Genomic DNA, 25,585 nt, shown 5'->3' on the forward strand with positions numbered 1-25,585 from the left:
CGCTATCACATCACCCGCTGGCCGGGCTTGGCGCCGATGTCGGGGCTGAGCAGGTGGATCTCGGTACCGCCGGGGCCGGCGGCCAGGACCATGCCTTCGGAGACGCCGAACTTCATCTTGCGCGGCGCCAGGTTGGCAACGTACAGGGTCAGGCGGCCTTCGAGCTGGCTCGGCTCCGGGTAGGCGCTCTTGATGCCGGAGAAGACGTTGCGCTTGGCATCGCCGATGTCCAGGGTCAGGCGCAGCAGCTTGTCGGCGCCCTCGACGAACTCGGCCTTCTCGATCAGGGCGATGCGCAGATCGACCTTGGAGAAGGTGTCGAAGTCGATGGTCTCGGCCAGCGGGGCCTTGGTCAGTTCGCCGTTGCCGGCGGGCTGGGGTGCGGCCTGGGCGGCCAGGTCTTCCTTGGAAGCGTCGATCATGGTCTGCACCTTGGCGGGTTCGATGCGGGTGAGCAGGGGCTGGAAGGCATTGAGCTGATGATTGGCCAGGCGCGTGTCCAGGTCGGCCCAGGTCAGGGGGGCGACATTGAGGAAGCTCTCGGCGGCAGCGACCAGGTTGGGCAGCACCGGCTTGAGCAGGATCGCCAGCTGGCGGAAGAGCTCGATGCCCTGGGCGCAGATGGCCTGGACCTCATCCTGCTTGCCGTCCTGCTTGGCCAGACTCCAGGGCGCCTTATCGGCGATCCAGGCGTTGGCGCGATCGGCCAGGGCCATGATCTCGCGCATGGCGCGGCCGAAGTCGCGGGTCTCGTAGGCCTCGGCGATGCTCGGCGCGGCGGCGCGGAAGGCGGCTTCCAGCTCGGGCGCGGCCTGGGCGTCCACCAGCAGGCCGGCGTTGCCCTTGTGAATGAAGCCGGCGCAGCGGCTGGCGATGTTGACCACCTTGCCCACCAGGTCGGAGTTGACCTTCTGCACGAAGTCTTCGAGGTTCAGGTCGATGTCTTCGACGTGGCGCGAGAGCTTGGCGGCGAAGTAGTAGCGCAGGTACTCGGGATTGAGGTGATCCAGGTAGGTGCGCGCCTTGATGAAGGTGCCACGGGACTTGGACATCTTCTGGCCGTCGACGGTAAGGAAGCCGTGGACGTTGAGCGCGGTCGGCTTGCGATAGCCGGCGCCTTCGAGCATGGCCGGCCAGAACAGCGCGTGGAAGTTGACGATGTCCTTGCCGATGAAGTGGTACAGCTCGGCAGTGCTGTCCTTGTTCCAGAAGGCATCGAAGTCCAGGTCGTCGCGGTGATCGCAGAGATTCTTGAAGCTGGCCATGTAGCCGATGGGGGCGTCCAGCCAGACATAGAAGTACTTGCCCGGGGCGTCGGGAATCTCGAAGCCGAAGTAGGGCGCATCCCGGGAGATGTCCCACTCCTGCAGGCCGGCGTCCAGCCATTCGGCGATCTTGTTGGCGACCGATTCCTGCAGGGCGCCGCCGCGGGTCCAGCCCTTGAGCATGTCGGTGAAATCGGGGAGCTTGAAGAAGAAGTGCTCGGATTCACGCAGCACCGGGGTCGCGCCGGAGATGGCCGACTTGGGATCCTTCAGCTCGGTGGGGGCGTAGGTGGCGCCGCACTTCTCGCAGTTGTCGCCGTACTGGTCGGCACTGCCGCACTTGGGGCAGGTGCCCTTGATGAAGCGATCGGCCAGGAACATCTGCTTGTCCGGGTCGAAATACTGGGTGACCGGACGGGTGGCGATGTGGCCGTTTTCGCGCAGCTTCAGGTAGATGGCGCGCGACAGCTCGCGATTCTCTTCCGCATGGGTGGAATGGAAGTTGTCGAAGGCCACGCCGAAGTCGGCGAAATCGGCGCTGTGCTCGCGCTTGACGTTGTCGATCAGCTGTTCGGGCGTGATGCCCTCACGCTCGGCGCGCAGCATGATGGCCGAGCCGTGGGCGTCGTCGGCGCAGACATAGAGGCACTGGTTGCCGCGCAGCCGCTGAAAGCGCGCCCAGATGTCGGTCTGGATGTACTCGACCATGTGGCCGAGGTGGATGGAGCCGTTGGCATAGGGCAGGGCGCTGGTGACGAGAATCTTGCGGGGCTCGGTCATGGTCTTGGCTGGATCGCGACGCTGATAAGGTGACCGACCATCATAGCGAAATGGCCGGTCGGTTTCATCCGTAGGGATGGGCGGGTGCAGGTCCGGACTTAGAGATCCGCCAGCTGCCAATACAGGGCACTGACCATGGCGGCACCCAGGGCGGCGCTGCGGGCACCGTTCCAGCCGACGTCCGGGCGGGGATCGTTGGCGTTGTCCTTGAACGGCAGCTCCAGGGTCAGCGCCAGGCAGCCATGGGTATGACCGACGTACTTGGTGGCGAGCTTCAGGGTCTCGCTGCCGAAATGACCGCGGGGATAGCCGTACTGGGTCTGGAAGTCCGGACTGGCGCGCTGGAAGCGCTGCAGGAAGGCCCGTTGCTCGGCTTCCTCGCGCTCGCCGAAGTTGGGCAGGCCGTTGCAGCCGTCGACGAAGACATAGGGCAGGGCTTCGTCACCGTGGATGTCGAGGAACAGATCGCAGCCGCTCGCCGCGATGGCCCGGCGTACCGCCAGCACCTCGGGACTGCGTCCTTCGTCCGGCTCCAGCCATTCCCGGTTGAGGTTGGCACCGGCGGCGTTGGTGCGCAGATTGCCCAGGGCCGAACCATCGGGATTCATGTTCGGCACCACGTGCAGCACCGCGTGCTCCAGCAGCTTGCCGCCCACCGGATCGCCCTGGTGTTCGCCCAGGCCCAGCAGCCGGCGCAGCAGGCCTTCGACGAACCACTCGGCCATGGGCTCGCCGGGGTGCTGGCGGGCGATGATCCAGATGTTCTTCTTGCCGGCGCCCGGCGTGCCGATGCGCAGCAGGTCCAGCGAACGTCCCAGCAGCGAACGGCCGACGGTTTCCAGACGGACGGCGGGATGCCGCTGGGCTTCGCCCATGAAGGCCAGGTGGCGGCTCTCCGGATAGGGCTCGAAATAGGCGAAGAACAGGCTGTCGTGCTCCGGGGTGACCGTCCAGCTCAGGGTCTTGCCGTCATAGCGGCTGGGGATGCGGAACCACTGCTGGCCGCAATAGCTGGCCACCACCCCATAGTCGCGCCAACCTTCGGGGTAGGCGCACTCGCCGGCGTTGTCGAAGCTCAGTTGGCAGGGCAGGCCGCGGGCGCCTTCGAGACGGAAATGGAACCACTGGGTGAAGGGCGAGGCGGTGTCCGGGCGGATGCGCAGGCGGATGTCGGCGTGGTCGGCCAGGGACAGCACCTCGACGGCGCCGCTGTCGAAGGTGGAACTGATGTGCAGGGAAGAGGCGTTCACGCAGGGCTCCACGGGCGAGGGGAAAGCCGGGAGTGTAGCGCCGCGTGGATAGGCTTTAGCAAGGACAGTGGGTAGCATAGGCCGCAGCTTCTCTTTCCTATCCGCTGTTTCCGGGAGTCTGCATGACCGCTCCGACTCGCGAGGCCATCGAGGCCGCGCTGCGCCAGTATCACGATCCCTATCTCGAACAGGACCTGCTCAGCGCCGGTGCCCTGCGCGACCTCGCGCTGGACGGTGGCCGGGTGCGCGCCCGCTTCGAGCTGGGCTATGCCGCCGGACTGTTCAAGGGTGGCCTGGCCCAGGTGCTCAAGACCGCGCTGGAGAACGTGCCCGGGGTCGACACCGCCGAGATCCAGGTCGACTGCATAATCGCGCCCCACGCCGCCCAGCGGCAGCTGGAAGCCATGGGCAACGTCAAGAACATCATCGCCGTGGCCTCGGGCAAGGGCGGGGTGGGCAAGTCCACCACCGCCGCCAACCTGGCGCTGGCGCTGGCCCGCGAAGGCGCCCGGGTCGGGGTGCTGGACGCCGACATCTATGGTCCCAGCCAGGGCATCATGTTCGGCTTCGCCGAGGGCACCCGTCCCGAGGTGCGCGACGAGAAGTGGTTCATCCCGCTGCAGGCCCATGGCGTCGAGGTCATGTCCATGGCCTTCCTCACCAACGACAAGACCCCGGTGGCCTGGCGTGGCCCCATGGTCTCCGGCGCCCTGATCCAGCTGATCACCCAGACCGCCTGGAATGACCTCGACTACCTGGTGATCGACATGCCGCCGGGCACCGGCGACATCCAGCTGACCCTGGCGCAGAAGGTGCCGGTGGCCGGCGCGGTGATCGTCACCACGCCCCAGGACCTGGCCCTGCTGGACGCCAAGAAGGGCGTGGAGATGTTCCAGAAGGTCAATATCCCGGTGCTCGGGGTGGTGGAAAACATGGCGGTGCACATCTGCTCCAACTGCGGCCACGCCGAGCACCTGTTCGGCGAAGGCGGCGGCGGCCGGCTGGCCGAGCAGTACGGCGTGGACCTCCTGGCCTCGCTGCCGCTGGCCATGGCCATCCGCGAGCAGGCCGACGCCGGGCGCCCCACCGCCATCGCCGATCCCGACAGCCAGATCGCGCTGATCTACCAGGAACTGGCGCGCAAAGTCGGGGCCCGCATCGCCTTGGGCGGTCAGGCCGGTGGCGGCATGCCGACCATCACCGTCAGTGACGACTGATTTCGTCCGTTCGCCTTTGAGACCGCGCTGCGATCCTCTAGAATGCGCGGTCAATTTTTTCGCCCCGGAGCCAGACCTGCCATGAGCATCAAATCGGACAAGTGGATTCGCCGCATGGCCCAGGAGCACGGCATGATCGAGCCCTTCGTCGAGCGCCAGATGCGCGGCGCGGACGACAGCCGGGTGATCTCCTACGGGGTGTCCAGCTACGGCTACGACGTGCGCTGCGCCAACGAATTCAAGGTGTTCACCAACATCCATTCGGCGGTGGTGGATCCCAAAAACTTCGACGACAAGAGTTTCGTCGACGTGGTCAGCGACGTCTGCATCATCCCGCCGAACTCCTTTGCCCTGGCGCGCACCGTGGAATATTTCCGCATTCCGCGCGACGTCCTGACCATCTGCCTGGGCAAGAGCACCTATGCCCGTTGCGGCATCATCGTCAACGTCACCCCGCTGGAGCCCGAGTGGGAAGGGCACGTGACCCTGGAGTTCTCCAACACCACCACCCTGCCGGCCAAGATCTACGCCAACGAAGGCGTGGCCCAGATGCTGTTCCTGCAATCCGACGAGGCTTGCGAGGTGTCCTACAAGGATCGCGGCGGCAAGTACCAGGGCCAGCGCGGCGTGACCCTGCCACGCGCCTGACTTGGCGCTATTCGAGCGAAGCCGCCTGTCTGGCGGCTTCGCCGTTTCCGGGCCTCAAGAAAAGTCCACGGCCGCCGATAGCCTGTGACCTGACTTATCTTTGGAGTGGACTTTCCATGGCCGGCATTCTCGACACCGTCGATCAACGCACCCAGCTGGTTGGCGAGAATCGTCTGGAAATTCTCATGTTCCAGCTGTCCAGCCGGCAGATGTTCGCCATCAACGTGTTCAAGGTGCAGGAAGTCCTCAAGCTGCCGCGCCTGACCCAGATGCCCAAGCGCCACCCGATGATCTGCGGCGTGGTCCACCTGCGTGGCCAGACCCTGCCGGTGATCGACCTGGCCGCCGCCATCGGCATGCGACCCATCACGCCCGACGAGAACAGCACCATCATCGTCACCGAGTACAACCGCTCGGTGCAGGCCTTTCTGGTCGGCAGCGTCGATCGCATCATCAACCTCAACTGGGACAGCATCCAGGCCCCGCCCGGCGGTGCCGGACGGCAGCACTACCTGACCGCCATCACCCGCATCGAAGACCGCCTGGTGGAGGTGATCGACGTGGAAAAGGTGCTGGCCGAGATCGCGCCCTACAACGTCAAGGTCTCCCAGGAACGCCTGGCCGATCCGCTGCTGGCCAAGGCCCGCGGTCGCGAGGTGCTGCTGGTGGACGACTCCAGCACCGCCATCGGCCAGCTGCGCGACACCCTGGTCCAGCTGGATCTGAAATTCCACGTCGCCACCGACGGCCTGCAGGCCCTGCGCAAGCTCAAGGCCTGGGCCGACGAAGGCGTGGTGCTGACCGAGAAGCTGCTGATGGTGCTGACCGATGCCGAGATGCCGGAAATGGACGGCTATCGCCTGACCACCGAGATCCGCCAGGATCCGCGCCTCGCCGACCTCTATGTGGTGCTGCACACCTCGCTGTCGGGCAGCTTCAACGAAGCCATGGTGAAGAAGGTCGGCTGCAACGCCTTCCTCTCCAAGTTCCAGCCCGATCAGTTGGTCGAGGAAGTCCGCCGCCGCCTGGCACTGGCCGAGGGCTGATCCCCGCGGTTTCGCCGCTCCGGCGCCTCCCTTACACTGACGGCCTTTGTCCGCCGCCAGGAAGCCGCGCCCATGTCGCACCTCAGTGCCCTCTATCGTTATCCCGTCAAGTCGACGGCCGTGGAATCCCTCGCCCAGGCCGAGGTGGATGCCCTGGGCCTGGTGGGGGATCGCCGCTGGATGGTGGTGGATGCCGACACCGGTCGCTTCCTGACCCTGCGCCAGCTTGCGCAGATGAATCACATCGAGGCGCGCTGGCTGGCCGCCGATCGACTGCGCCTGAGCGCGCCAGGGCGGACTCCGCTCGAGGTGGCGGTGCCCGATGCCACCGGTGAGCAGCTAGGCGTGACCATCTGGCGCGACACCCTGCAGGCGCCGGTCGCCGCCGAGGCCGATGCCTGGCTGAGCGACTTCCTCGGGCGCCGCTGCCGCCTGGTGTACATCGCCGAAAGCCATGCACGCCAGATCAATACCGATTTCGCCGAGCCGGGGCAGAAGGTCCACTTCGCCGACGGCTTTCCCCTGCTGCTGACCAGCGAGGCCTCCCTGGCCGATCTGGCGGAGCGGGTGGGCAAACCGCTGGAAATGCTGCGCTTTCGGCCGAATCTGGTGGTGGAGGGCACTGCGGCCTATGCCGAGGACGGCTGGAAACGGCTGCGCATCGGCACGGTGGACTTCGCCGTCGCCTGTCCCTGCTCGCGCTGCATCGTCATCACCCAGGATCCGGTGACCGGCGAAAAGGATCCGGATCGGCAGCCACTGACCGCCCTGCGCGAATACCGTTTCCAGGACAATCGCATGCTGTTCGGCATGAACGTCATCCCCCTGGGGCGCGGCGTCATCGAGGCTGGCATGCCGGTGGAGGTGCTGGAATGACTCCCGTGCGGCGTGTGGCGCTGGTAAGTCCGGCAGGTGCGGTCAAGCAGGAGCTGGTCACGGCGGCGATCGAACAGCTGCAGGCGGCCGGCATCGAAGCGGTGCTGGGCGAGCAGGCGCTCAAGCGTCATCGCTATCTCGCCGGGACCGCCGAGGAGCGGGCCGCAGATCTGCACTGGGCCTTCAGCCAGGCGGACGTGGATGCGGTCTGGTGCCTGCGCGGCGGTTATGGATCCGCACAGCTGCTGCCCTGGCTGGACTGGTCGCGCCTGTCCAGCAGCAAGGGCCGGCCGCTGATCGGCTATTCCGACCTGACGGTGCTGCTGGAAGCCTTCCATCGCCGCGGTCTCACCGCCATCCATGGTCCTGGCGCCCTGGACTGGGGGCGCCGCGACGAGGATCCGGCTACCCAGGCGGCCCGGACCCGCTCGCTGGAGTCAGTCCTGGAGCTGTGCGCCGGTGGCCGTCCGGCCTGGCAGCTGGAGCGCCTGGCCGGTCCGGCCCAGGTGCCTGCCGGCGAGCTGATCGGCGGCAACCTGACCACGCTGGCCAGCGTGGTCGGCACCGCCGCGGCGCTGCGTCCCCACGATGGCGCCATCCTCATGCTGGAAGATGTCGGCGAGCCCTACTATCGACTCGAACGCAGCCTCTGCCAGTTGCTCGGCAACCTCACCGAGCACCGCATCGGCGCGGTCTGCCTGGGCACCTTCACCGACTGCCCGGCGCGCAACGTCGAGCAGTCGCTGGAAGAGATCTTCGCCGAATGGCTGGCGCCGCGCGGCATCGCCCTCTATCGCGGCCTGCCCAGCGGCCATGGCCCGGACAACCAGGCCTGGCCCTATGGCGCCCGGGTGCGCCTGGAAGCGGGTCGCCTGCAGGTGCTCTAGGCCCGACCGCTCCTGGGCGGATCAGTCCGCCCAGGGCGTGGCCAGTTCCAGCTTGCGCAGCATCTGGCGCTTCTTGCTGTTGTAGCCCTGCATCCGCACCAGCAATTCATCCAGGGTAGCGACCGCCTTGAGGATGTGCGGGCCCTTGTTGAGCATCACGCATTCGGCACGGACTCCGGTGGCGGCATCGGTGATCTCGGCGCGCGAAGGCGAACCCTTCTTGGCCAGATTCTCCAGCACCTGGGTCGCCCAGATCACCGGCACGTGGGCCGCCTCGCACAGGCAGAGGATGTCTTCCTGCAGCGCCGCCAGGCGCTCGAAGCCGCCTTCCACCGCCAGGTCGCCACGGGCGATCATCACGCCGAAGCCGCCGCGCTGCATGCCGGCCAGCAGCAGTGCGGGAAGGTTGTCGAAACCGCGGCGGGTCTCGATCTTCAGTACCACACCCAGGTGCTCGGCCTGCAGGCGCTCGAGTTCCGCGAGCAGCGCACGGACGTCGTCGGCGCTGTTGACGAAGGACATCTCGATGGCGTCGGCGTGCTCGGCGGCAAACGCCAGGGCTGCGAGGTCCTGTTCGCCCAGCGCTGCCAGCCGCAGGTTGCTCTGGGGAAAGTTGATGCCCTTGTCGCCCTTCAGCTTGGCGCCGCCCGGCGCGTGGGTGATACGGACCTGCAGCGCATCCTGATCGGCGCCTTCGATCACCCCGCCGATCTTGCCGTCGTCGAACCAGACCGGCTCGCCGCCGCGCACGTCGGCGAACACCTGGGGCAGGGTGCAGCCCAGGGTGGCGGGTGTCAGCAGGCGACCGCCGCTGTCCTGGCTGGCGGGCCGGCCGGGCGTCTGGTCGGCAGTCAGGATCAGCAGATCATCCTCGGCGAGGCGCAGGGCACCCGGCTGCGGGGCGAAATCACCAATGCGGCTGTGTCTCTTGCGCCCCTCGCGCGCGACGCTCAGACGCAGTCCGGGCGCAAGGTAGGTGGTCTTGGTCGCCTCCGCCCAGCAGCCGCGGTCGCCGACCTCGACGACCGTCCAGCGCCGTTGTGCCTGCCGGGTGTCCACCAGGCGGATATGGTCGCCCGGCTGCAGATCCTTCAGCCAGCGTTCGCCCACCTGGACACTGGCGGCGGCCGGAGAGGGCGCCGGTTGCGGCTGGCGACGGCCGGTCAGCCAGATCCGCGCCGGCTGGCAGACACGGCCCCGGGCATCGCGTTCGGGCTTCACCTTCTGCACCGCCGCGCCCGTGGCGATGGGCCCGGTACGCAGCTTGGGGCCCGGCAGGTCCATGAACACCTTGCAGGGCCGGTCCAGCTCCGCGCTGGCACGGCGCACGTGCTCGATCATCCGCTTCCAGCTGGCCGGTTCGTCGTGGGCGCAGTTGATGCGCACGCAATCCATATGCGCCGCCAGCAGATCCCGCACCAGGGAATAGTTGTCCGCGGCCTCGCGCGGCAGGGTGACCATGATGCGCACCTCCCGCTCGGCGGCAGGGGAGCCGAACAGCATGCGGGCGTGATCCGCCAGCGGGTTGGCGGCCTTGGCCGTGGGTCGCGCCGCCGGGCTCCCGCCGAGCAGTCGCTCCAGGGTGTTGATAAGCGTCGCCACCGCCGGCAGCACCGCGGCTTCGGAACGACCCAGCGACGACAGCCCCAGGGTGGAGAGGCGCAGCTGCAGGCCATGCAGGTCGCCCTCGCGTAACGCCAGATAGGCGAGCAGGTTCTGGGCGCTGGCGAGGTAGGCAGGATTGAGCGCCTGGCGATCCAGGCGCGGATCCGCGCTGGCCTGGTGCAGGGCATCCTGGAGGGCGCGCAGTTCAGCGAGGAGGGTGGCGAGATCGTGATCGGAGGTCCGGGAACGCGAGGTCGAACGGGGCGGCACGATAGGTCTCCAGCAGCGGGGGCCCAGGCGAGACGCTCACCGGGCGTTCCTGTCTCGGACCCGTGACCGCCGGAGAAGTGAAAAGCCAAGTGTTGCCAGACATTAGCGGCAGATGGCCACTCATCGCGCAGGCCGCCGCTGGCGCCCATAGGGAGTCGGCCAGGATGCTGCTATGATGCGCGGCCTTGACGACCCCCGTTTTCAGGTACCCGCCATGGTGCAGATTTCCGAACGTCTCCTGGTCCAGGCCCATCTGGCCGCCAAGCAGCCCAAGGCGCTCGGGCCGGACGAGATCGCGGCCTACAAGACCGCCATCGCCCGCGAGCTCAAGGCGCAGAACGCGGTGCTGCTCGCCCACTACTACACCGATCCGCTGATCCAGGCGCTGGCCGAGGAGACCGGCGGTTGCGTCGCCGACTCCCTGGAGATGGCGCGTTTCGGCAATCGCCATCCGGCGTCCACCGTGGTGGTGGCCGGGGTCAAGTTCATGGGCGAGACGGCCAAGATCCTCAACCCGGAAAAGCGGGTGCTGATGCCGACCCTGGAAGCCACCTGCTCCCTGGACCTGGGCTGCCCGGTGGAGGAATTCTCCGCCTTCTGCGACCAGCATCCCGAGCGCACCGTGGTGGTCTACGCCAACACCTCGGCCGCGGTGAAGGCCCGGGCGGACTGGGTGGTCACCTCCGGCTGCGCGCTGGACATCGTCGAGCACCTGATGGACAACGACGAGACCATTCTCTGGGCCCCCGATCGCCACCTGGGTCGCTATATCCAGCGCGAGACCGGCGCCGACATGCTGCTCTGGGAAGGCTCCTGCATCGTCCATGAGGAGTTCAAGGCGAGCCAGCTGGAAGACCTCAAGCGGCTCTATCCGGAGGCGGCCATCCTGGTGCATCCGGAGTCGCCCGAGGCGGTGATCGAACTGGCCGACCATGTCGGTTCCACCAGCCAGATGATCAAGGCGGCCCAGACGCTGCCCAATCGCCAGTTCATCGTCGCCACCGATCGCGGCATCTTCTACAAGATGCAGCAGGCCTGCCCGGACAAGACCTTCATCGAGGCGCCCACCGCCGGCAACGGCGCCGCCTGCCGCAGCTGCGCCCACTGCCCGTGGATGGCGATGAATACCCTGGAGCGCACCCTCAACTGCCTGCTCGACGGCTCCGGCGAGGTGCTGGTCGATCCGGCACTCATCCCCCGGGCGGTCAAGCCGCTCAAGCGCATGCTCGACTTCACCCAGGCGCTGCAGCTGAAGGTCAAGGGCAACGCCTGAGGGCGCGGCCCAGGACGCTAGCGCAGGATTTCTTCGCTCAGCTTGCGCTGGGCGATCATCTCCTGCTGGCGGGCATCGATCCGCGCGGCCAGCTGATAGTTGCTGGCGGCGCGCTGCTTGGCGAAGCCCAGTTGCTGGATGGCCTGGTTGTAGTCACCGGTGAGGGCGAAGTACTCGGCGCGTGCCTGGTGCACGCCGACCAGGTCGCCGGCCTGACCGCGGACGTCCGCCGCCTGATTCCACAGATCCGGATCGATCGGCCGCTGCTTGAGCAGCTTGTCGAGCAGTTGGCTGGCGGCCTTGGCCTGCTTGGTGCGGCCAAGCAGGTCCACCTGGGCCAGGCTCACCGCCAGATCGTCCGGATAGAGCTCCAGCAGTCGCTGCACGCGTTTCTGGGCGTCGGGCAGGCGATTGGCGGTGATGTCCAGGTCGACCTGGGCCAGGTTGCAGCTGATCTCGTCCGGCGCCTTGCGCAGCAGCGGCGCCAGGGTGTCCCGCGCCTCGTTGAGCTGGCCCTGCTTGGTCAGGCCCATGGCCAGGCCGTAGCGGACCGCGTCGTTGTCCGGGTTTTCCTGCAGCTGGGCTCTATAGCGCTTCACCAGCAGGCCGGCGGTTTCCTCGAAATACATCTGAGCCCGCACCTTCATCAGCTGGAAGCGCTTGCTATCCTCGACGCCGCCCTTGGGAAAACGCTCGGCACGCGCCTGGGTATCGGCGATCCGGCTGTCGGTGACCGGGTGGGTCAGCAGGAATTCCGGCGGGGTACGGTCATAGCGATACTGCCGGGCGAGCCGACCGAACATCTCCGGCATGGCGCGCGGGTCGTAGCCGGCGCGCTCCAGATTGACGATGCCGACGCGATCGGCCTCCTGCTCGTTGAGTCGGGAAAAGCGCAATTGGCTCTGGATGGCCGCCGCCTGGGTCGAGGCGATTGCGGCGATTCCCGCATCGCCGCCGCCTGCCGCGGCGGCCACGATGCCGGCGAGCAGGGCCGCCATCAGCGGCAACTGCATGCGCTGCTGGTTTTCCACGCCGCGGGCGAAGTGGCGCTGGATGAGGTGACCCAACTCATGGGCCATGACCGCCGCGTATTCGGCTTCGGTCTCCGACTTGAGGAACAGCCCGCCATTGACCCCGATCACCCCGCCGGGCGCGGCGAAGGCGTTGATCTCGGGATCCTTGATCAGGATGAAGACCAGGCGGTGGTCCTGCAGGTCGCTGGTTTCGGCCAGCTTGTAGACGGTCTGCTCGACGAATTGCTTGAGCTGCGGATCGTTGATGGCCGGGACCTGGCCGCGCAACATGCTCAGCCAGGCGCGGCCCATCTGAAACTCCTGCTCGGGCGAGACGATCGAAGAGCTGGCATCGCCCAGTGACGGCAGATCGTTCGCTCCCTGCGCCAGATGGGGCGCGGCGAGCAGCGCCAGGGACAGCAGGGCAGGGCGCAGGACGTTCATGGCAAGACTCGTGGCCGCAAAAGGGCTACTTTAGCGGCCCGCCGTCTGGGTGCCTAGCAAACCCGGGCACTGACCTAGCCCCCAATGGAGAATCTCATGGCCGATCTGAGCCAACCCTACACCGGCGCGGTGACCGCCCAGCTGGACGCCAGTGGCCTGAGCTGCCCCATGCCGCTGCTCAAGGCCAAGCTGGAACTCAACCGCCTGTCTTCCGGCGAGGTGCTGGCCGTGGTGGCGACCGATGCCGGGTCGCAACGCGACTTCCGTACCTTCGCCAAGCTGTCGGGACACGCCCTAGTGGGCGAAGAGGTGGCGGGGGAAACCTTCCGCTACTGGCTGCGCAAGGCCTGATCAGGCCTTGTTCAGCGCCTGGGCGGCGGCCAGGACCTCGGTGACGTGCCCGGGGACCTTCACGCCGCGCCAGATCTGGCGCACCACGCCTTCCCGGTCGATGAGGAAGGTGCTGCGATCCACACCGATGTAGTCCTTGCCATAGAGCTTCTTCTGTCGCATCACGTCGAACAGCTGGCAGAGGGTCTCGTCCTTGTCGCTGATCAGCTCGAAGGGAAAGCCCTGCTTGGTGCGGAAATTCTCGTGGGTGCGCAGGCTGTCACGACTGATGCCGAAGACCTGGGTATCGACCGCGAGGAACTGCTCGTGCAGATCCCGAAAGCCCTGGCCCTGGGTGGTGCAGCCGGGGGTGTTGTCCTTGGGATAGAAGTACAGCACCGCCTGGCGACCGCGCAGGCTGGCCGGCGAGACCTCGAGGCCGCTGGTGGCCTGGGCCTGGAAAGCCGGAAGCGGTTGGTCGAGGGTCACGCTCATGGGCAGCTCCTTGCGGGTTCCGTCAGTTGCTCTGTGGCCGCCAGGGCTCGATCAGGGCATCGAGATTGAGGGCGTCGGCGAAATCCAGGAACTGGTCGCGCAGCCAGCTGATCTGGGTGCCGGCGGGCAGGGTCACGGTGATGGTAGCGTTGAGCATGGTGCCGCCGGTCTGGGGCGCCTGGTAGGAATCGCAGACCAGGTTCTCCACTTCGATCTTGTGGTCGGCGAAGAACTGGCAGAGCTCGTTGAGGATGTCCGGGCGATAGGCGGCACTGACATAGACGACGTACGGCAGGGCCTGGGGGCGATTCTCCAGGGCGGCGCTGCGGGTGACGCCGACGGTGAAGCCGTGACGCTTGCCGAGGCCGGCGAGGCCGCCTTCGAGGCGCGCGAGGCCGTCCCAGTTGCCGGAGACCTGCAGGATCAGCGCGCTGTATTCCCCGTGCCGGCTCAGCCGGCTGCTGACCACTGCGCAGCGGTTGTCCATGCAGCTGCGGTAGAGCACGTTGGTCAGCTCCATGGGGTTGGCGCCCAGCGCGCTGATGACGAGAAATTGTTCGCGAATCGGGGGGGTGGCGGACATTAGGCTTCCTGGCAGGGGGAATTACAGACTGGCAAAGGCGAAAGGGTAGCGAAAAGCGCTCGCGGGGGGAATGCCCGTTGGGGGCGCGTTGCTTGTGCTGGCGCAGAGGCGTCAGTACCATTACCGCTCTCTTTTTCCGGCAGGAGCGGTTGCATGATTGCGGGGAGCATGGTGGCGCTGGTCACCCCTATGGACGCCCAGGGGCGTATCGACTGGGACAACCTGACCAAGCTGGTGGACTTCCATCTCGCCGAAGGCACCGACGCCATCGTCGCGGTGGGCACCTCGGGTGAATCCGCCACGGTCGACGTCGACGAGCACGTTGCCGTGATCCGTCATGTGGTCGAGCAGGTCAAGGGCCGCATCCCGGTCATCGCCGGCACCGGTGGCAATTCCACCCGTGAGGCCATCGACCTGACCCGCGCCGCCAAGGACGCGGGCGCCGACGCCTGTCTGCTGGTCGTGCCCTACTACAACAAGCCGACCCAGGAAGGGCTGTACCAGCACTTCCGCATGATCGCCGAAACCGTCGCCATTCCGCAGATCCTCTACAACGTGCCGGGCCGTACCGCCTGCGACATGCTGGCCGAGACCGTCGAGCGCCTGGCCAAGGTGCCGAACATCATCGGCATCAAGGAAGCCACCGGCGACCTGGCGCGCGCCCGCGACATCCTCTCCCGTGTCGGCAAGGACTTCCTGGTCTACTCGGGCGATGACGCCACCGCCGCCGAACTCATGCTGCTGGGCGGCAAGGGCAACATCTCGGTGACCGCCAACGTCGCGCCGCGCGCCATGAGCGAACTCTGCGCTGCTGCCATGCGGGGCGATGCCGACACCGCACGCGCGCTCAACGAACAGCTGATGCCGCTGCACAAGAATCTGTTCATCGAATCGAATCCGATCCCGGTGAAGTGGGCCCTGCATGAAATGGGCATGATCGACGCCGGTATCCGCCTGCCGCTGACCTGGCTGAGCTCGCGCTGCCACGAAGTGGTACGTCAGGCCCTGCGTCAGGCGGGAGTGCTGGCGTGATTAGGAAGCAGTCGATGAAACGTGTTCTTGGTTTGACGACGCTGGGTCTGGCCGTGGCCACCGCCAGTGGCTGCAGCTGGGTGTGGGGCGAGCATGGTTATTTCCGCGATCGCGGCAATGACTATCTCGAAGCCCGCGAAACCGGCCCCATGCAGGTGCCGACCGATGTCCAGGCCAAGCCGATGGATCCGCTGCTGCCGATTCCGGCCAACGTGGCTGATACCCAGAATCGCTCCTATGGCTTCGAAGTGCCGAAACCCCAGCCGCTGGCCGTCCAGGGCAGTGGCAACGAACAGTTCAGCGTGCAGCGCAGCGGCAACGCCCGCTGGCTGGCCGCCCAGAAGGTCCCCGCCAGCGTCTGGCCGGTGGCCCGTCAGTACCTGACCGACAACGGCTTCCGCATTGCCGAAGAGCGTCCGCAGACCGGTGAGATCATCACCGCCTGGCAGGCGCCCACCGAGCTGTCGACCCCGCTGGCCCGCAGTCTGAGCACCAACGGCCGCCTGCAGCCGGGCAACGAGCTGCGCACCCGCCTGCGCATCGAGCCGGGCGTGCAATCGGGCAGCAGCGAAATCTTCATCCAGACCCAGACCCGCAGCCAGGGCAGCTCCAGCGAGCCGTCCTGGTCCAGCAGCCAGAACAGCTCGGCACTCGATGACGCCCTGCTGAATCAGGTGCTGGCCGGCCTGGACCGCAGCGAGCAGGGCAGTGGCTCGGTCTCGCTGCTGGCCGCCGGTGGCTACGACACCCCCGAGCGCGTGACCTACGAGGTCGACGGCAGCGGCGTGCCCATGCTGGTGCTGGAAAGCGATCTGAATCGCGCCTGGTCCAGCGTAGGTCGCGCCATCGAAGGCGCCGACATCCGCGTCGACGACATGGATCGCAGCCTGGGCGTCTACTACGTGAACATCGCCGAAGGCGCGCAGAAGCCCGAAGAGCGCAAGCCGGGCTTCTTCGGCCGCATGTTCGGCAAGGGCGAGACCAAGGAAGAGGAAGACGCCCGCGCACGGCGCTTCCAGGTGCGCCTCACCTCGGTAGGCAACACCGTCCAGGTCACCCTGGACAAGACCATCAACACCGCAGCACCCCAGGACATCGCCGAAGGCGTGCTGAAAAAGCTTCAGACGAGCATGCAGTATGCGCTTCGCAATCCTGGGCAGCGGCAGTCGGGGCAACTCGACCCTGGTGCACAGCCATAACAGCTATGTGCTGATCGACTGCGGCTTCTCCCTGCGGGAAGCCGAACGTCGTCTGGCCCGGCTGGGCGTGGTACCTGCCCAGCTGGATGCCGTCCTGGTCACCCACGAACACTCCGATCACGTGCAGGGCGTCGAGCTCCTGGCGCGCAAGCACGGGGTGCCGGTCTATTACAGCGCCGGTACCGGTCGCGGCCTGCGCAAGCCGGTGGCCGCCCAGGGCCTGTTGGTGGACGGCGAACGGCTGGTGCTGGACGCGCTGGAAGTGACCGTGGTGCAGGTGTCCCATGACGCCCTGGAGCCGACCCAGTTCGTCTTCGACGATGGCCGCAAGCGCCTGGGCGTGCTCACCGATCTCGGCGAGGCCACCCCTGGGGTGCTGGCGCATTACCGTGGCCTGGATGCCCTGGTGATCGAAGCCAACCACGACAGCAACATGCTCGCCGCGGGCCCTTATCCCTATCACCTCAAGGCACGGGTCGGCGGGGTGCGCGGTCATCTCAACAACCGGCAATCGGCCGAGCTGGTGATGGAGCTGGCCTGTCCGGGCCTGCAGCATCTGGTGCTCGCCCACCTGAGCGAGAAGAACAACAACCCCTGGCTCGCCCGCGCCTGCTTCAGCAATGTGCTGGGCTGCGATGCGGACTGGCTGCAGATCGCCGATCAGCAGCAGGGGCTGGAGTGGCAGGCCATCGCCTGAGGCGCTGACCGGCTTTTCTTTAGCGGTCGGGCGTTGCTGCACGGCCAAAAGATCCACGATCCTATGTAAACTGCGCTTCCCGGCTGTACTGGTCCCGAACCGGTCGTCTCACCTGCGTTCGTCCACAGCCTGCAAGCCCTTCGAACCGGAGTCCAAGATGGAAAAACGCGCAGAACTCTACCGTGGCAAGGCCAAGTCGGTATTCACCACCGACGATCCCGATCGCCTGGTCCTGTTGTTCCGCAACGACACCTCTGCCTTCGATGGCGAGCGCATCGAGCAACTCGAGCGCAAGGGCATGGTGAACAACAAGTTCAATGCCTTCGTCATGCAGAAGCTCGAAGCGGCCGGCATTCCCACCCAGTTCGAGCAGCTGCTGGGCGACAACGAATGCCTGGTCAAGAAGCTCGAGATGATTCCGGTGGAATGCGTGGTGCGCAACTTCGCCGCCGGCAGCCTGGTGCGCCGCCTGGGCGTGGAGGAGGGCCTGGAGCTGACGCCGCCGACCTTCGAACTCTTCCTGAAGAACGATGCGCTGCACGACCCCATGGTCAACGAAAGCCATGTCCAGGCCTTTGGCTGGGCCACTCTCGACCAGCTGGCCGAGATGAAGGCGCTGACCTTCCGCATCAATGACATCCTCAAGCAGCTGTTCGACGACGCCGGTCTGCTACTGGTCGACTTCAAGCTGGAATTCGGGCTGTTCCACGGCAAGGTCGTGCTGGGCGACGAATTCAGCCCGGACGGCAGCCGCCTGTGGGATAAGGAAACCCGCAAGAAGATGGACAAGGATCGCTTCCGCCAGGGTCTGGGCGGCGTGATCGAGGCCTACGAAGAGGTCGCCCAGCGCCTGGGTGTCCCGCTCTAAACGCAAGCCGCTGATACCAGAGCTTTTTTTGCAATTGCTTGTTCGCTTTTGCCCGCATGACTGGTATCATGCGCCGCGTTGGAGAGATGCCGGAGTGGTCGAACGGGACGGATTCGAAATCCGTTGAGTCAGCAATGGCTCCTAGGGTTCAAATCCCTATCTCTCCGCCAAATACGGAAAACCCCGAGCGTGCCAGGCACCTCGGGGTTTTTTATTGCCTGCGGATTGGCTAGTCGATCTTGCTGGTAGGGGAGAGCGCAGGCGTCTGCGCGGTCTCTACATCGGCTGGGCCAGGAGCGGAGCACTCCTGGATCCGCTGGTAATGGGTCAGCCAGAAACCCAGCTCCAGGGCCAGCGTCTTCTGCTCCAGGGGGGAGAGGGCGTTCAGGCCGTGGCGGATGGCCCGTTCGGCATAGTCGATGGCCGCCAGCTGGCCCGTCGTGCGCGCGGGACAGTTTCTGATGGCATAACGGAGCGCCTCTTTGCAGTCGCTATCCAGGCCAGTCATAAAAGGTCCTTGAGTGGATAAGGGGTTCACCGAGGCGCCGCCCTGGATGGCCAGGGCGGCTGCAGGCCCTGCTGCTGGCGATTCGCGAAAAGGCGTTCAGCCGGTCAGGGATCCGAACGCGACCAGGCGCGGTTGCTTGGCCACCGGGACCGTCCAAGTCCTTGTCAGGGCTGCGATTTCGACCACTCCTGGCGATCACGGTTGGCCGAATACTAGTTCGCCGGAATCGTCTTGAGCAGCCAATATCGCCTTGCCTGATGGGCGGTACCAGAACTTGTACCCTTGTTGTATCCGGCTCTGGAATGGCGGTCTTGCGTGATCTCGAGGCGATAAAGCGGCCGGCAGACCCGATGTCATCTTGTATGGAAGTTGGACGAAGCCGCGGCGCTTCATGTCGCATCCAGGGCCGTTTGCGGTAGCTGCGTACCGTCGAGCGGTAGGGTCCAGCGCCCGGGAATGGCTGGACGCCTCAGGCAAATGGAGCGATGCTGGAAAGGCACGCCTCAGAGCGTGCGACCTCCGATGGCCGAGCGGCAAGCGGCAGCCATTGGACGGTGGCTTCGGCGCATAACAATAAGAGGAGTCGAGCGATGTTCTACAAGGTCAGCGTGTATTCCCGGCCTGAAGATCGTGGGCTGCTGGTATGGCGGTGGAAGAAGCAGTTTCTCGGTGAATGGGTGGAGTCGCGTCAGGAATTCGAGGACTGCGACCACTGCGTCCACCATGCCCTGCAGGATGCCAAGGGGCAGAGCGTTCACCTCGAGACCGATCGCTGCACCCTCTATCGTTACCGCTTCGAAAGCATGCTGCATCAATATGGCAGCTGCTATTGCCTGAGCGGCGGCCGCTCGGCCGAAGCCGTCCTGGATCTCATCGCCCAGATCGAAGAGCGCCACAACGTCATCGTTCTGCGCGACGGCCAGCCGTTCTTCGCCCACTATCGAGCGGATCTGCAGGCCGAAGGCACGCTGGCGCCGGAACTCTGGCAGGGCGTTGAATGGCGGGGTCTGGAGGGGCGCTTCGAGTACGTGCGCAACCGCAACTCGCCCTGGTTGCGGTAGCGACGGTCGGTCAGCGGCGACTCAGAAGGGCAGCAATTCCTGCCGCATCACGCTGATGTCGGTCGGCGCCTGGATGCCTACCTGCACGCGGTCGCCCTGCACTTTGAGGATGCGGATGTTGATGCCGCCATTGAATAGCAGATCCAGCACCTGTTCTTCATCGGCCCCCGGCTTCAGGGAAAGATTGATGATTTCGTCGGTGCGACGGGTCAAGACCAGATAAGACATGAGCATCCCTGCCATGATTTCAGGGCGCCGATGATAAACAGTTCCGCCTCTGGTGAGAATCAGTAGGCAGATTGTTGGGCTCCGCCGGTTATCTGGCGCGATGTACGGAGCGATGTACGGAGCGATACCGACGCCCCAGTTGCCAGCGCCGTCCAACGAATCCCAAAGCGCCCGCGAGGACCACCAGCAGGTTGATGACATTGGTCGGACCACTGCCGTGATAACCCGCGAGCAAGGCGACCAGGGTGGTCAGAGCCCAGACGGAGATGGCGGCGGCGACGGCGGCAGCCATTTCGTTGAAGTCGGAATGCCCCGCCGGTTTCGAGCAGGGGTGCGGATCGCTTTCGTATTCTTCTGGCATGGGAAGCTCCGGCTGCTGTTCTTGTTAAAGAGTATCGCCGTGAGTCTTATCGACTGCTGATGAACAGTCTGGATGGGATCGATAGCGCGATCAGCGATTTTTTCCGCCGAACGGACGAGAGGTAGCGGCTAGAGCCCCGGGTGGTCAGCAGAAGCGGCCCGGGCGCCGTTTCGTCTCCGGACAGCTCGTCTGACGGCTGACAACTGCCGCGGACAGGCCCGGTCACTGCAGTGTTCGACGTGACTAGCCTGGAGACCACCATGAGCGACGATAAGATCACTCTCACGACCCGCCAGGGTCATCCGGTACGGGACAACCAAAGCCTGCGCAGCGTGGGCGAGCGGGGCCCCGCCACGCTGGAAAACTACCAGTTCATCGAGAAGATCACCCATTTCGATCGGGAGCGGGTGCCCGAGCGAGTGGTGCATGCCCGGGGCACCGCCGCCCATGGCTGGTTCGAGGCCTATGGCACCATCGGCGACGAACCCGCCAGCCGCTACACCTGTGCCAAGGTGCTGACCAAAACCGGGGTGAAGACGCCGGTCTTCCTGAGGTTCTCCACCGTCATCGGGGCCAAGGAGTCGCCCGAGACCGCGCGCGATCCGCGGGGCTTCGCGATCAAGTTCTATACCGAGGACGGCAACTGGGATCTGGTGGGCAACAACCTGAAGGTGTTCTTCATTCGCGACGCCATCAAGTTTCCCGACATGATCCATGCCTTCAAGCCCGACCCCATCACCAATCGCCAGGAGCCCTGGCGCTTCTACGACTTCGTCCAGCATCACCCGGAAGCGCTGCACATGGTGACCTGGGTGAAGAGCCCCTGGGGCATCCCCGCAGACTATCGGCACATGCAGGGTTCCAGCGTGAACACCTACAAGCTGGTCAACGACCAGGGCGTGGCGGTGCTGTGCAAGTTCTCCTTCGAGCCCAAGCAGGGCATCCGGAATCTCACCAGCGAGCAGGCGGCCGAGATCCAGAAGTACGACGTGGGCCATGCCAGTCGGGATCTCTACGACGCCATCGAGCGGGGTGACTATCCCGAGTGGGAGATGTGCGTGCAGATCATGGCGGACGAGGCGCACGACGAATTGCCCTTCGATCCCCTGGACGACACCAAGCGCTGGCCGGAAGACCAGTTTCCCCTGCTGCCGGTGGGCCGGCTGGTGCTGGATCGCAATCCCTCGAACGTCTTCGCCGAAACCGAGCAGGCCGCCTTCGGCACGGGGGTGCTGGTGGAGGGCATCGACTTTTCCGACGACAAGATGCTGCAGGGGCGGACCCTGTCCTATTCCGATACCCAGCGCTATCGGGTCGGCGCCAACTATCTGCAATTGCCGATCAATGCGCCCAAATGCCCCTACGCCACCAATCAGCGCGATGGCCAGATGGCGCTGCAGGTGGATCGCAGCGGGAGCAATCCCCACGTCAATTACGAGCCCAGCTCCCAGGGTGGCCTGAGCGAGGCGCCGCGGCCGCAGCACGAGTATCGTCAATGGATCGAAGGCCATCTGGGGCGCTATCAATCCCGCAAGACGGCTGCTGACTACCAGCAGACCGGTGCGCGCTATCGCAGCCTCGAAGACTGGGAAAGGGACGATCTCATCGCCAACCTGGTCGCCGACATGCAGGCCTGTCCCGCAGACATCCAGTTGCGCATGGTCTGGCACTTCTGGCACTGCGATCCGGACTATGGCACCCGGGTGGCCCAGGGCGCCGGCATCGACTTGGAAAGGGCCAAGGCGCTACCGAATCTGCCGGGCCATCCTGCGCCCAACGAGGACGTGACTGAACCGACCTACCAGGGTGGGGAGCGGGAGAGCCGTTGAGGGGGGACGCCGTCGCCTGCGGCTGAAGCCGAGGCGACCCGGCGGACAGGCGCCGCCGGGGTCCGGCCCGCTCAATTCAGCGTTCTATCGCGTTCGAACCGCGCCCAGCAGCGGTCGAAGTCGGCTTGCCAGTCCGGCAGGGCGTTCGGCAGGACTGCTTCGACCTTGCTGCAGTCGAGGCAGGAATAGAGCGGTCGTGTCGCCGGCGTGGGGTAGTGTTCGGTCGTGGTGGGATAGAGGCGGGCACGCAGTTCGCCGCGTCGCTCCAGGCGCGCGGCGATGGCGGCGGCGAAGCCGTACCAGGAGGTCTGGCCCGCATTGGTCAGGTGATAGAGACCGCCGACATCCCCGTGCTCCAGCAGACGTTCGACCAGCTGGCGGGTGGCCGTGGCGATCGTGGGCGCCCAGGTGGGGGCGCCGAGCTGATCCTCCACTACGTGGAGTTCGTCGCGCTCGGCCAGCAGCTGGCGCATGGTGTTGAAGAAGCACTGGCCATCATGGGAGTAGACCCAGGAGGTACGCAGCACCAGGGCGCGGCCACCGGCCGCCAGTACCGCCTGTTCGCCCGCCAGCTTGGAGCGACCGTAGACGCTCAGCGGCGCCGGCGCGCAAGCCTCGGTGTAGGGCTGATGCCCCCGGCCATCGAAGACGTAGTCGGATGAATAGTGCACGAAGGGGATATCCCGCTCACGCGCCAACTCGGCCAGGATCTGCGGTGCCCGGGCGTTGATCGCCTCGGCGCGTTCGATTTCCGCCTCAGCCTGATCCACGGCGGTATAGGCGGCGGCGTTGAGGATGAGGTCGGGTTCCAGCCGGTCGAAGGCTGCGCGCAGTTGCCCGGTTTGGGCCAGATCGAGATCCGCCTGACCCAGCACGGTCAGTTGATGGGTGCTACCGAACTCGCGCTGCAAGGCGCGCGAAACTTGGCCGGAACGGCCAGTGATCACAATATTCATGAAAGCATGCCTGAACGTCTTCAGCGGAAGACGTACGTCCTGTCGATCGATTCCTGAAAAGCCCTGGGCTTTTCCCACACGAATCAACGCCTGCCGCGCGAGGCGACAAAACGAGGATTCCGATCATCTTTCCTGGGGAAAGATGGCCGCCGCAGACTATGGCGGAGTGGGCATCGACAGGATGGGCAGGGTGGTCATGCTGGGACTCGAGCAAGGGTACGCGGCTAGGACTGCCGTCTGTCGGCAGAGTTCAGCGGGGTACCAGGGACAGTGGCAGCAGCTTGCCAAGCTGGAGTCCGGACGTCGAGGCAGTTAGCAGCGCGGTATGGAGAACCTGTTCAAGTTCGCGGATGTTTCCCGGCCAGGGATAGGCGATCAGCGCGGCTTCGTCCTCAGCCGTCAATTCCGGGGGTGTCCGGTCGAGACGTTCGGCATGCAGCCTGAGGAAATGCCGGGCGAGGGGGAGCAGATCGGCCGGTCGCTCGCGCAGGGGCGGTACTGCCACCTGCCCCGGCGCCAGGCGTTGCCAGAGGCGTTCGTCGAAATGGCCGGCTGCGACGGCCAGCGCCAGATCGATACTGGAGCCGGCGATCAGGCGGACGTCCACCGAGGTGCGCTGACTGCTGCCGAGCCGCAGGATGCTTCCGTCGGACAGGACCTCGACCAGCTCCTCCTGCAGCGGGCGGGAGAGGTCGGCGATCTCGTCGAGATAGAGGCTGCCCTCGTGGGCGGTACCGAACCAGCCCACCCGACTGCCCGAGGTGCCGGCATAGGCGCGTGGAACATAGCCAAAGAGTTCGGCCGCAGCATGCCGACGACTGAGCGAGGCGCAATCGAGGCTGCTGAACAGTCCGGTGCGGCCGCTGCGCTCGTGAAGCCGTCGCGCCAGCAATTCGCGCCCGGTGCCCCATTCGCCCGTTAGCACCACGGGGGAGGGGCGCGGCGCCAGGGCATCCAGGTGCTCGAGCAGTTGCCGCGAACGCGGGTCGGCGAAGGCCAGGGCCTTGGCGCGGATGGTCAGGGAGCTTTGTTGCTCCGCGGGCACGATCAGGAGGTCGGAGGAGAGCGTGGGCATGGTGATATCGCGGGCAGTCAAAGCCTCATCCTAATGGCTATCTCATATATCTAAAAATAAGCTTTAGCTATTTTTTAATATCGATTGGTTTTTTGGACGGAGCGTGATCCCTTGGTACTCGGCATGCAGCGGATCCCTGTGTCGGCCACGGGGTCTCTTAAACGGCCGGGAGACTCACTGTCTGGACGTTCTGTCGTGTCGCCCACTCGGCGCCGCCGTCGTCAGGGTGAGGCGATCGGCGCTATCCTGCTGCTCCGGAACGAGAGGAAAAGAGGTCAGATGGCTTCCTTGCGTGCGCCCTGTCCGCCTGGCGTCTGTACCTGCGAGCGCGACGCCGTGCTGGCCGATCCGGCCGCCGATGCGCGAGCGCTGTTGCTCAATCGCCAGGAAGAACAGCGCCTGCTGGAGCGCCTGGAAAACGTCACCAGCGTGGCCGATCTGCAGCGCCTGCAACGGCGCCTGCAGGAGCAACTCGGCATCCAGCTGGAGATCGAGCCAGGGCCGGGAGAGGTACGCAGCGCCCGCGGCATGTTCATCGAGTTGCAGCCACGACCGGGACTGTGTCGCAAGCTCCATCAGACGATACCGGCCGCGGTGCGCCGCGGTCTCAATCAGCGTCCGGAAGTGCTCTTCGCCCTGCTCAACGCCAACGACCTGCTGCGCGACGCTTGAACGCCTTCAGTCAGGCGCCTTGAAGCGGATCCAGGTCGGCGCATGGTCGCTGGTCTTCTCCAGGTCGCGTACCCAGCGATGCACCCCGGCTTCCTGCAGGGACTTCTGCAGCGCCCGACTCAGCAACAGATGATCGATACGCAGACCGGCGTTGCGCTGCCAGCGTTGGCGGAAATAGTCCCAGTAGGTGTAGATCGCCTCATCCGGATGGCAGGCGCGCAAGGCGTCCAGCCAGCCCTGGTCCAGCAGCCGTTCGAAGCAGGCGCGACTCTCGGGTTGCAGCAAGGCGTCCTTGCGCCAGGATTTCGGGTCGTAGATGTCATGGTCGGTCGGCACCACGTTGTAGTCGCCTGCCAGCACCACGGGATGCCCACTCGCCATCAGTCCCTGGGCATGCTCGATGAAACGCTCGAACCAGGCCAGCTTGTAATCGAACTTGGGGCCCGGCCAGGGATTGCCATTGGGTAGATAGAGGCAGGCGACGACCACGCCCTTGGCCGCGGCTTCCAGATAGCGGCGCTGGGGATCGTCGGTCATTCCCGGTAGGCCCCGGCGAACCTCCAGTGGCTGGTCATCCCGCGCCAGGATGGCGACCCCGTTCCAGGAGGGCTGGCCGTCCCAGAGCGCACCGTAGCCCGCAGCTTCCAGCTCCGCCTGCGGGAAGTCGGCAGACTTCGCTTTCAGTTCCTGCAGGCAGACGATGTCGGGCTGCTCCCGCTCCAGCCACTGCAGGAGGATGGGCAACCGGGCACGAATGCCGTTGACGTTATAGGTCGCAAGGGTAAGGGAGGTCATGAAGTGCTCCGGAAGCGGTTATAGCCATGACCCGAACGAGATATGGGCAGTTCCTCAGCCACATTTATGTGATCTGTTTCACGTTAATTTGCGACTTACTTTTTTTGGCACCTTCGGGAACTTTTGGTCGGTTGTCGGATTATTCCGGAAATAAATTTGACGGCGGACTTGCATCGACGCGCTGATGATTAGTGGTGAATGGATTCACCCGTCGGAGTCGATGAACGGTAGTTATAGAAAAGCCTTTAAAATCAAAAGCTTTAGAAACTTCTCAATGATGTCTAAATAGTGGCCATAGTAAAGCGGTATGAAGTTGGCATGT

General features: G+C 65.4%; 26 protein-coding genes and 1 tRNA gene. 15 read left to right on the top strand and 12 right to left on the bottom strand.

The genetic code is table 11. The features are described from left to right. Nucleotides 1–5: 5 nt before the first annotated feature. On the bottom strand, nt 6–2,045 hold the full coding sequence (metG, locus tag DBY63_RS11045) for a methionine--tRNA ligase (protein ID WP_108581936.1): 2,040 nt from the start codon (nt 2,043–2,045) through the stop codon (nt 6–8). Nucleotides 2,046–2,143: 98 nt separating this feature from the next. Beyond that, entirely contained in the window at nt 2,144–3,295 is a 1,152-nt protein-coding gene (locus tag DBY63_RS11050) for a M14-type cytosolic carboxypeptidase (protein ID WP_074584571.1), read from the bottom strand. A 122-nt stretch (nt 3,296–3,417) separates the two neighbouring features. On the opposite strand from DBY63_RS11050, the gene apbC reads away from it, so the two are divergent. The 5 genes from apbC (at nt 3,418) to DBY63_RS11075 (ending at nt 7,969) form a co-directional block, all read left to right on the top strand. Then, a complete protein-coding gene (gene apbC / locus DBY63_RS11055) occupies nt 3,418–4,512 on the top strand; it encodes an iron-sulfur cluster carrier protein ApbC (RefSeq protein ID WP_108581937.1) in 1,095 nt (364 codons plus the stop codon). An 81-nt stretch (nt 4,513–4,593) separates the two neighbouring features. Then, nucleotides 4,594–5,160 (top strand): dCTP deaminase, encoded by a 567-nt coding sequence (gene dcd, locus DBY63_RS11060; RefSeq protein WP_007162761.1) that lies wholly within the window; start codon nt 4,594–4,596, stop codon nt 5,158–5,160. A gap of 116 nt (nt 5,161–5,276) precedes the next feature. Continuing rightward, entirely contained in the window at nt 5,277–6,206 is a 930-nt protein-coding gene (locus DBY63_RS11065; protein WP_007162762.1) for a chemotaxis protein CheV, read from the top strand. Between the two features lie 72 nt (nt 6,207–6,278). After that, complete coding sequence (locus DBY63_RS11070; protein ID WP_108581938.1) at nt 6,279–7,082, top strand: MOSC domain-containing protein; 804 nt, start codon at nt 6,279–6,281, stop codon at nt 7,080–7,082. Further along, nucleotides 7,079–7,969, top strand: a complete 891-nt coding sequence (locus DBY63_RS11075) for an LD-carboxypeptidase (RefSeq protein ID WP_027597615.1) — start codon at nt 7,079–7,081, stop codon at nt 7,967–7,969. Before DBY63_RS11070 ends, DBY63_RS11075 begins: the two co-directional genes overlap by 4 nt. 21 nt (nt 7,970–7,990) lie before the next feature. Here DBY63_RS11075 and DBY63_RS11080 read toward each other — a convergent pair whose 3' ends face one another. Then, nucleotides 7,991–9,844: a pyruvate kinase gene (locus tag DBY63_RS11080; protein WP_108581939.1), complete on the bottom strand. Its 1,854-nt coding sequence runs from the start codon at nt 9,842–9,844 to the stop codon at nt 7,991–7,993. Between the two features lie 214 nt (nt 9,845–10,058). Between DBY63_RS11080 and nadA the strand changes: the two genes are divergently transcribed. After that, a complete protein-coding gene (nadA, locus tag DBY63_RS11085; RefSeq protein ID WP_007162766.1) occupies nt 10,059–11,117 on the top strand; it encodes a quinolinate synthase NadA in 1,059 nt (352 codons plus the stop codon). Nucleotides 11,118–11,134: 17 nt separating this feature from the next. Here the strand turns inward: nadA and DBY63_RS11090 are convergent, their stop codons facing one another. Beyond that, the gene (locus DBY63_RS11090; RefSeq protein WP_108581940.1) at nt 11,135–12,574 is read right to left on the bottom strand and encodes a M48 family metalloprotease; all 1,440 of its coding nucleotides are present in this window, start codon (nt 12,572–12,574) and stop codon (nt 11,135–11,137) included. 96 nt (nt 12,575–12,670) lie between these two features. Here DBY63_RS11090 and DBY63_RS11095 point away from each other — a divergent pair, with 96 nt between their 5' ends. Next, nucleotides 12,671–12,925, top strand: coding sequence for a sulfurtransferase TusA family protein (locus tag DBY63_RS11095; protein WP_007162768.1), 255 nt, complete (start codon nt 12,671–12,673; stop codon nt 12,923–12,925). Here the strand turns inward: DBY63_RS11095 and DBY63_RS11100 are convergent, their stop codons facing one another. Both DBY63_RS11100 and DBY63_RS11105 read right to left on the bottom strand, forming a co-directional pair. Further along, complete coding sequence (locus DBY63_RS11100; protein WP_108581941.1) at nt 12,926–13,399, bottom strand: peroxiredoxin; 474 nt, start codon at nt 13,397–13,399, stop codon at nt 12,926–12,928. Nucleotides 13,400–13,421: 22 nt separating this feature from the next. Next, nucleotides 13,422–13,982, bottom strand: a complete 561-nt coding sequence (locus tag DBY63_RS11105) for a glycine cleavage system protein R (RefSeq protein WP_007162770.1) — start codon at nt 13,980–13,982, stop codon at nt 13,422–13,424. Between the two features lie 153 nt (nt 13,983–14,135). Between DBY63_RS11105 and dapA the strand changes: the two genes are divergently transcribed. The 5 genes from dapA (at nt 14,136) to DBY63_RS11130 (ending at nt 17,948) form a co-directional block, all read left to right on the top strand. Beyond that, the gene (gene dapA, locus DBY63_RS11110) at nt 14,136–15,014 is read left to right on the top strand and encodes a 4-hydroxy-tetrahydrodipicolinate synthase (protein ID WP_007162771.1); all 879 of its coding nucleotides are present in this window, start codon (nt 14,136–14,138) and stop codon (nt 15,012–15,014) included. A gap of 14 nt (nt 15,015–15,028) precedes the next feature. Then, nucleotides 15,029–16,213, top strand: coding sequence for an outer membrane protein assembly factor BamC (bamC, locus tag DBY63_RS11115; RefSeq protein ID WP_108581942.1), 1,185 nt, complete (start codon nt 15,029–15,031; stop codon nt 16,211–16,213). After that, nucleotides 16,152–16,910, top strand: coding sequence for an MBL fold metallo-hydrolase (locus DBY63_RS11120; protein WP_027597618.1), 759 nt, complete (start codon nt 16,152–16,154; stop codon nt 16,908–16,910). The genes bamC and DBY63_RS11120 overlap by 62 nt, the downstream gene beginning before the upstream one ends. A gap of 157 nt (nt 16,911–17,067) precedes the next feature. Then, a complete protein-coding gene (gene purC, locus DBY63_RS11125; protein WP_007162774.1) occupies nt 17,068–17,778 on the top strand; it encodes a phosphoribosylaminoimidazolesuccinocarboxamide synthase in 711 nt (236 codons plus the stop codon). 80 nt (nt 17,779–17,858) lie between these two features. After that, a tRNA-Ser gene (locus tag DBY63_RS11130) sits at nt 17,859–17,948 on the top strand. A 59-nt stretch (nt 17,949–18,007) separates the two neighbouring features. On the opposite strand, the gene DBY63_RS11135 is transcribed toward DBY63_RS11130, so the two are convergent. After that, the gene (locus DBY63_RS11135) at nt 18,008–18,286 is read right to left on the bottom strand and encodes a hypothetical protein (protein WP_108581943.1); all 279 of its coding nucleotides are present in this window, start codon (nt 18,284–18,286) and stop codon (nt 18,008–18,010) included. 590 nt (nt 18,287–18,876) lie between these two features. On the opposite strand from DBY63_RS11135, the gene DBY63_RS11140 reads away from it, so the two are divergent. Continuing rightward, complete coding sequence (locus DBY63_RS11140) at nt 18,877–19,347, top strand: hypothetical protein (RefSeq protein ID WP_007162776.1); 471 nt, start codon at nt 18,877–18,879, stop codon at nt 19,345–19,347. Nucleotides 19,348–19,368: 21 nt separating this feature from the next. On the opposite strand, the gene DBY63_RS11145 is transcribed toward DBY63_RS11140, so the two are convergent. Beyond that, nucleotides 19,369–19,575 (bottom strand): carbon storage regulator, encoded by a 207-nt coding sequence (locus DBY63_RS11145; protein ID WP_017640335.1) that lies wholly within the window; start codon nt 19,573–19,575, stop codon nt 19,369–19,371. 88 nt (nt 19,576–19,663) lie between these two features. After that, nucleotides 19,664–19,936, bottom strand: coding sequence for a hypothetical protein (locus DBY63_RS11150; protein ID WP_074584567.1), 273 nt, complete (start codon nt 19,934–19,936; stop codon nt 19,664–19,666). A gap of 260 nt (nt 19,937–20,196) precedes the next feature. On the opposite strand from DBY63_RS11150, the gene DBY63_RS11155 reads away from it, so the two are divergent. Further along, complete coding sequence (locus DBY63_RS11155) at nt 20,197–21,765, top strand: catalase (protein WP_108581944.1); 1,569 nt, start codon at nt 20,197–20,199, stop codon at nt 21,763–21,765. A gap of 71 nt (nt 21,766–21,836) precedes the next feature. On the opposite strand, the gene rfbD is transcribed toward DBY63_RS11155, so the two are convergent. Together rfbD and DBY63_RS11165 are read right to left on the bottom strand one after the other, a co-directional pair. Further along, the gene (gene rfbD / locus DBY63_RS11160; protein ID WP_042138429.1) at nt 21,837–22,721 is read right to left on the bottom strand and encodes a dTDP-4-dehydrorhamnose reductase; all 885 of its coding nucleotides are present in this window, start codon (nt 22,719–22,721) and stop codon (nt 21,837–21,839) included. A gap of 250 nt (nt 22,722–22,971) precedes the next feature. Then, nucleotides 22,972–23,817, bottom strand: a complete 846-nt coding sequence (locus DBY63_RS11165; protein ID WP_108581945.1) for a sigma 54-interacting transcriptional regulator — start codon at nt 23,815–23,817, stop codon at nt 22,972–22,974. A gap of 258 nt (nt 23,818–24,075) precedes the next feature. On the opposite strand from DBY63_RS11165, the gene DBY63_RS11170 reads away from it, so the two are divergent. Further along, complete coding sequence (locus DBY63_RS11170; protein WP_108581946.1) at nt 24,076–24,468, top strand: hypothetical protein; 393 nt, start codon at nt 24,076–24,078, stop codon at nt 24,466–24,468. A gap of 6 nt (nt 24,469–24,474) precedes the next feature. On the opposite strand, the gene xth is transcribed toward DBY63_RS11170, so the two are convergent. After that, entirely contained in the window at nt 24,475–25,263 is a 789-nt protein-coding gene (gene xth / locus DBY63_RS11175; protein ID WP_108581947.1) for an exodeoxyribonuclease III, read from the bottom strand. Nucleotides 25,264–25,585: the final 322 nt, after the last annotated feature.

This window comes from Pseudomonas sp. RIT411 (assembly GCF_003057735.2).
Classification (GTDB): domain Bacteria; phylum Pseudomonadota; class Gammaproteobacteria; order Pseudomonadales; family Pseudomonadaceae; genus Chryseomonas; species Chryseomonas oryzihabitans.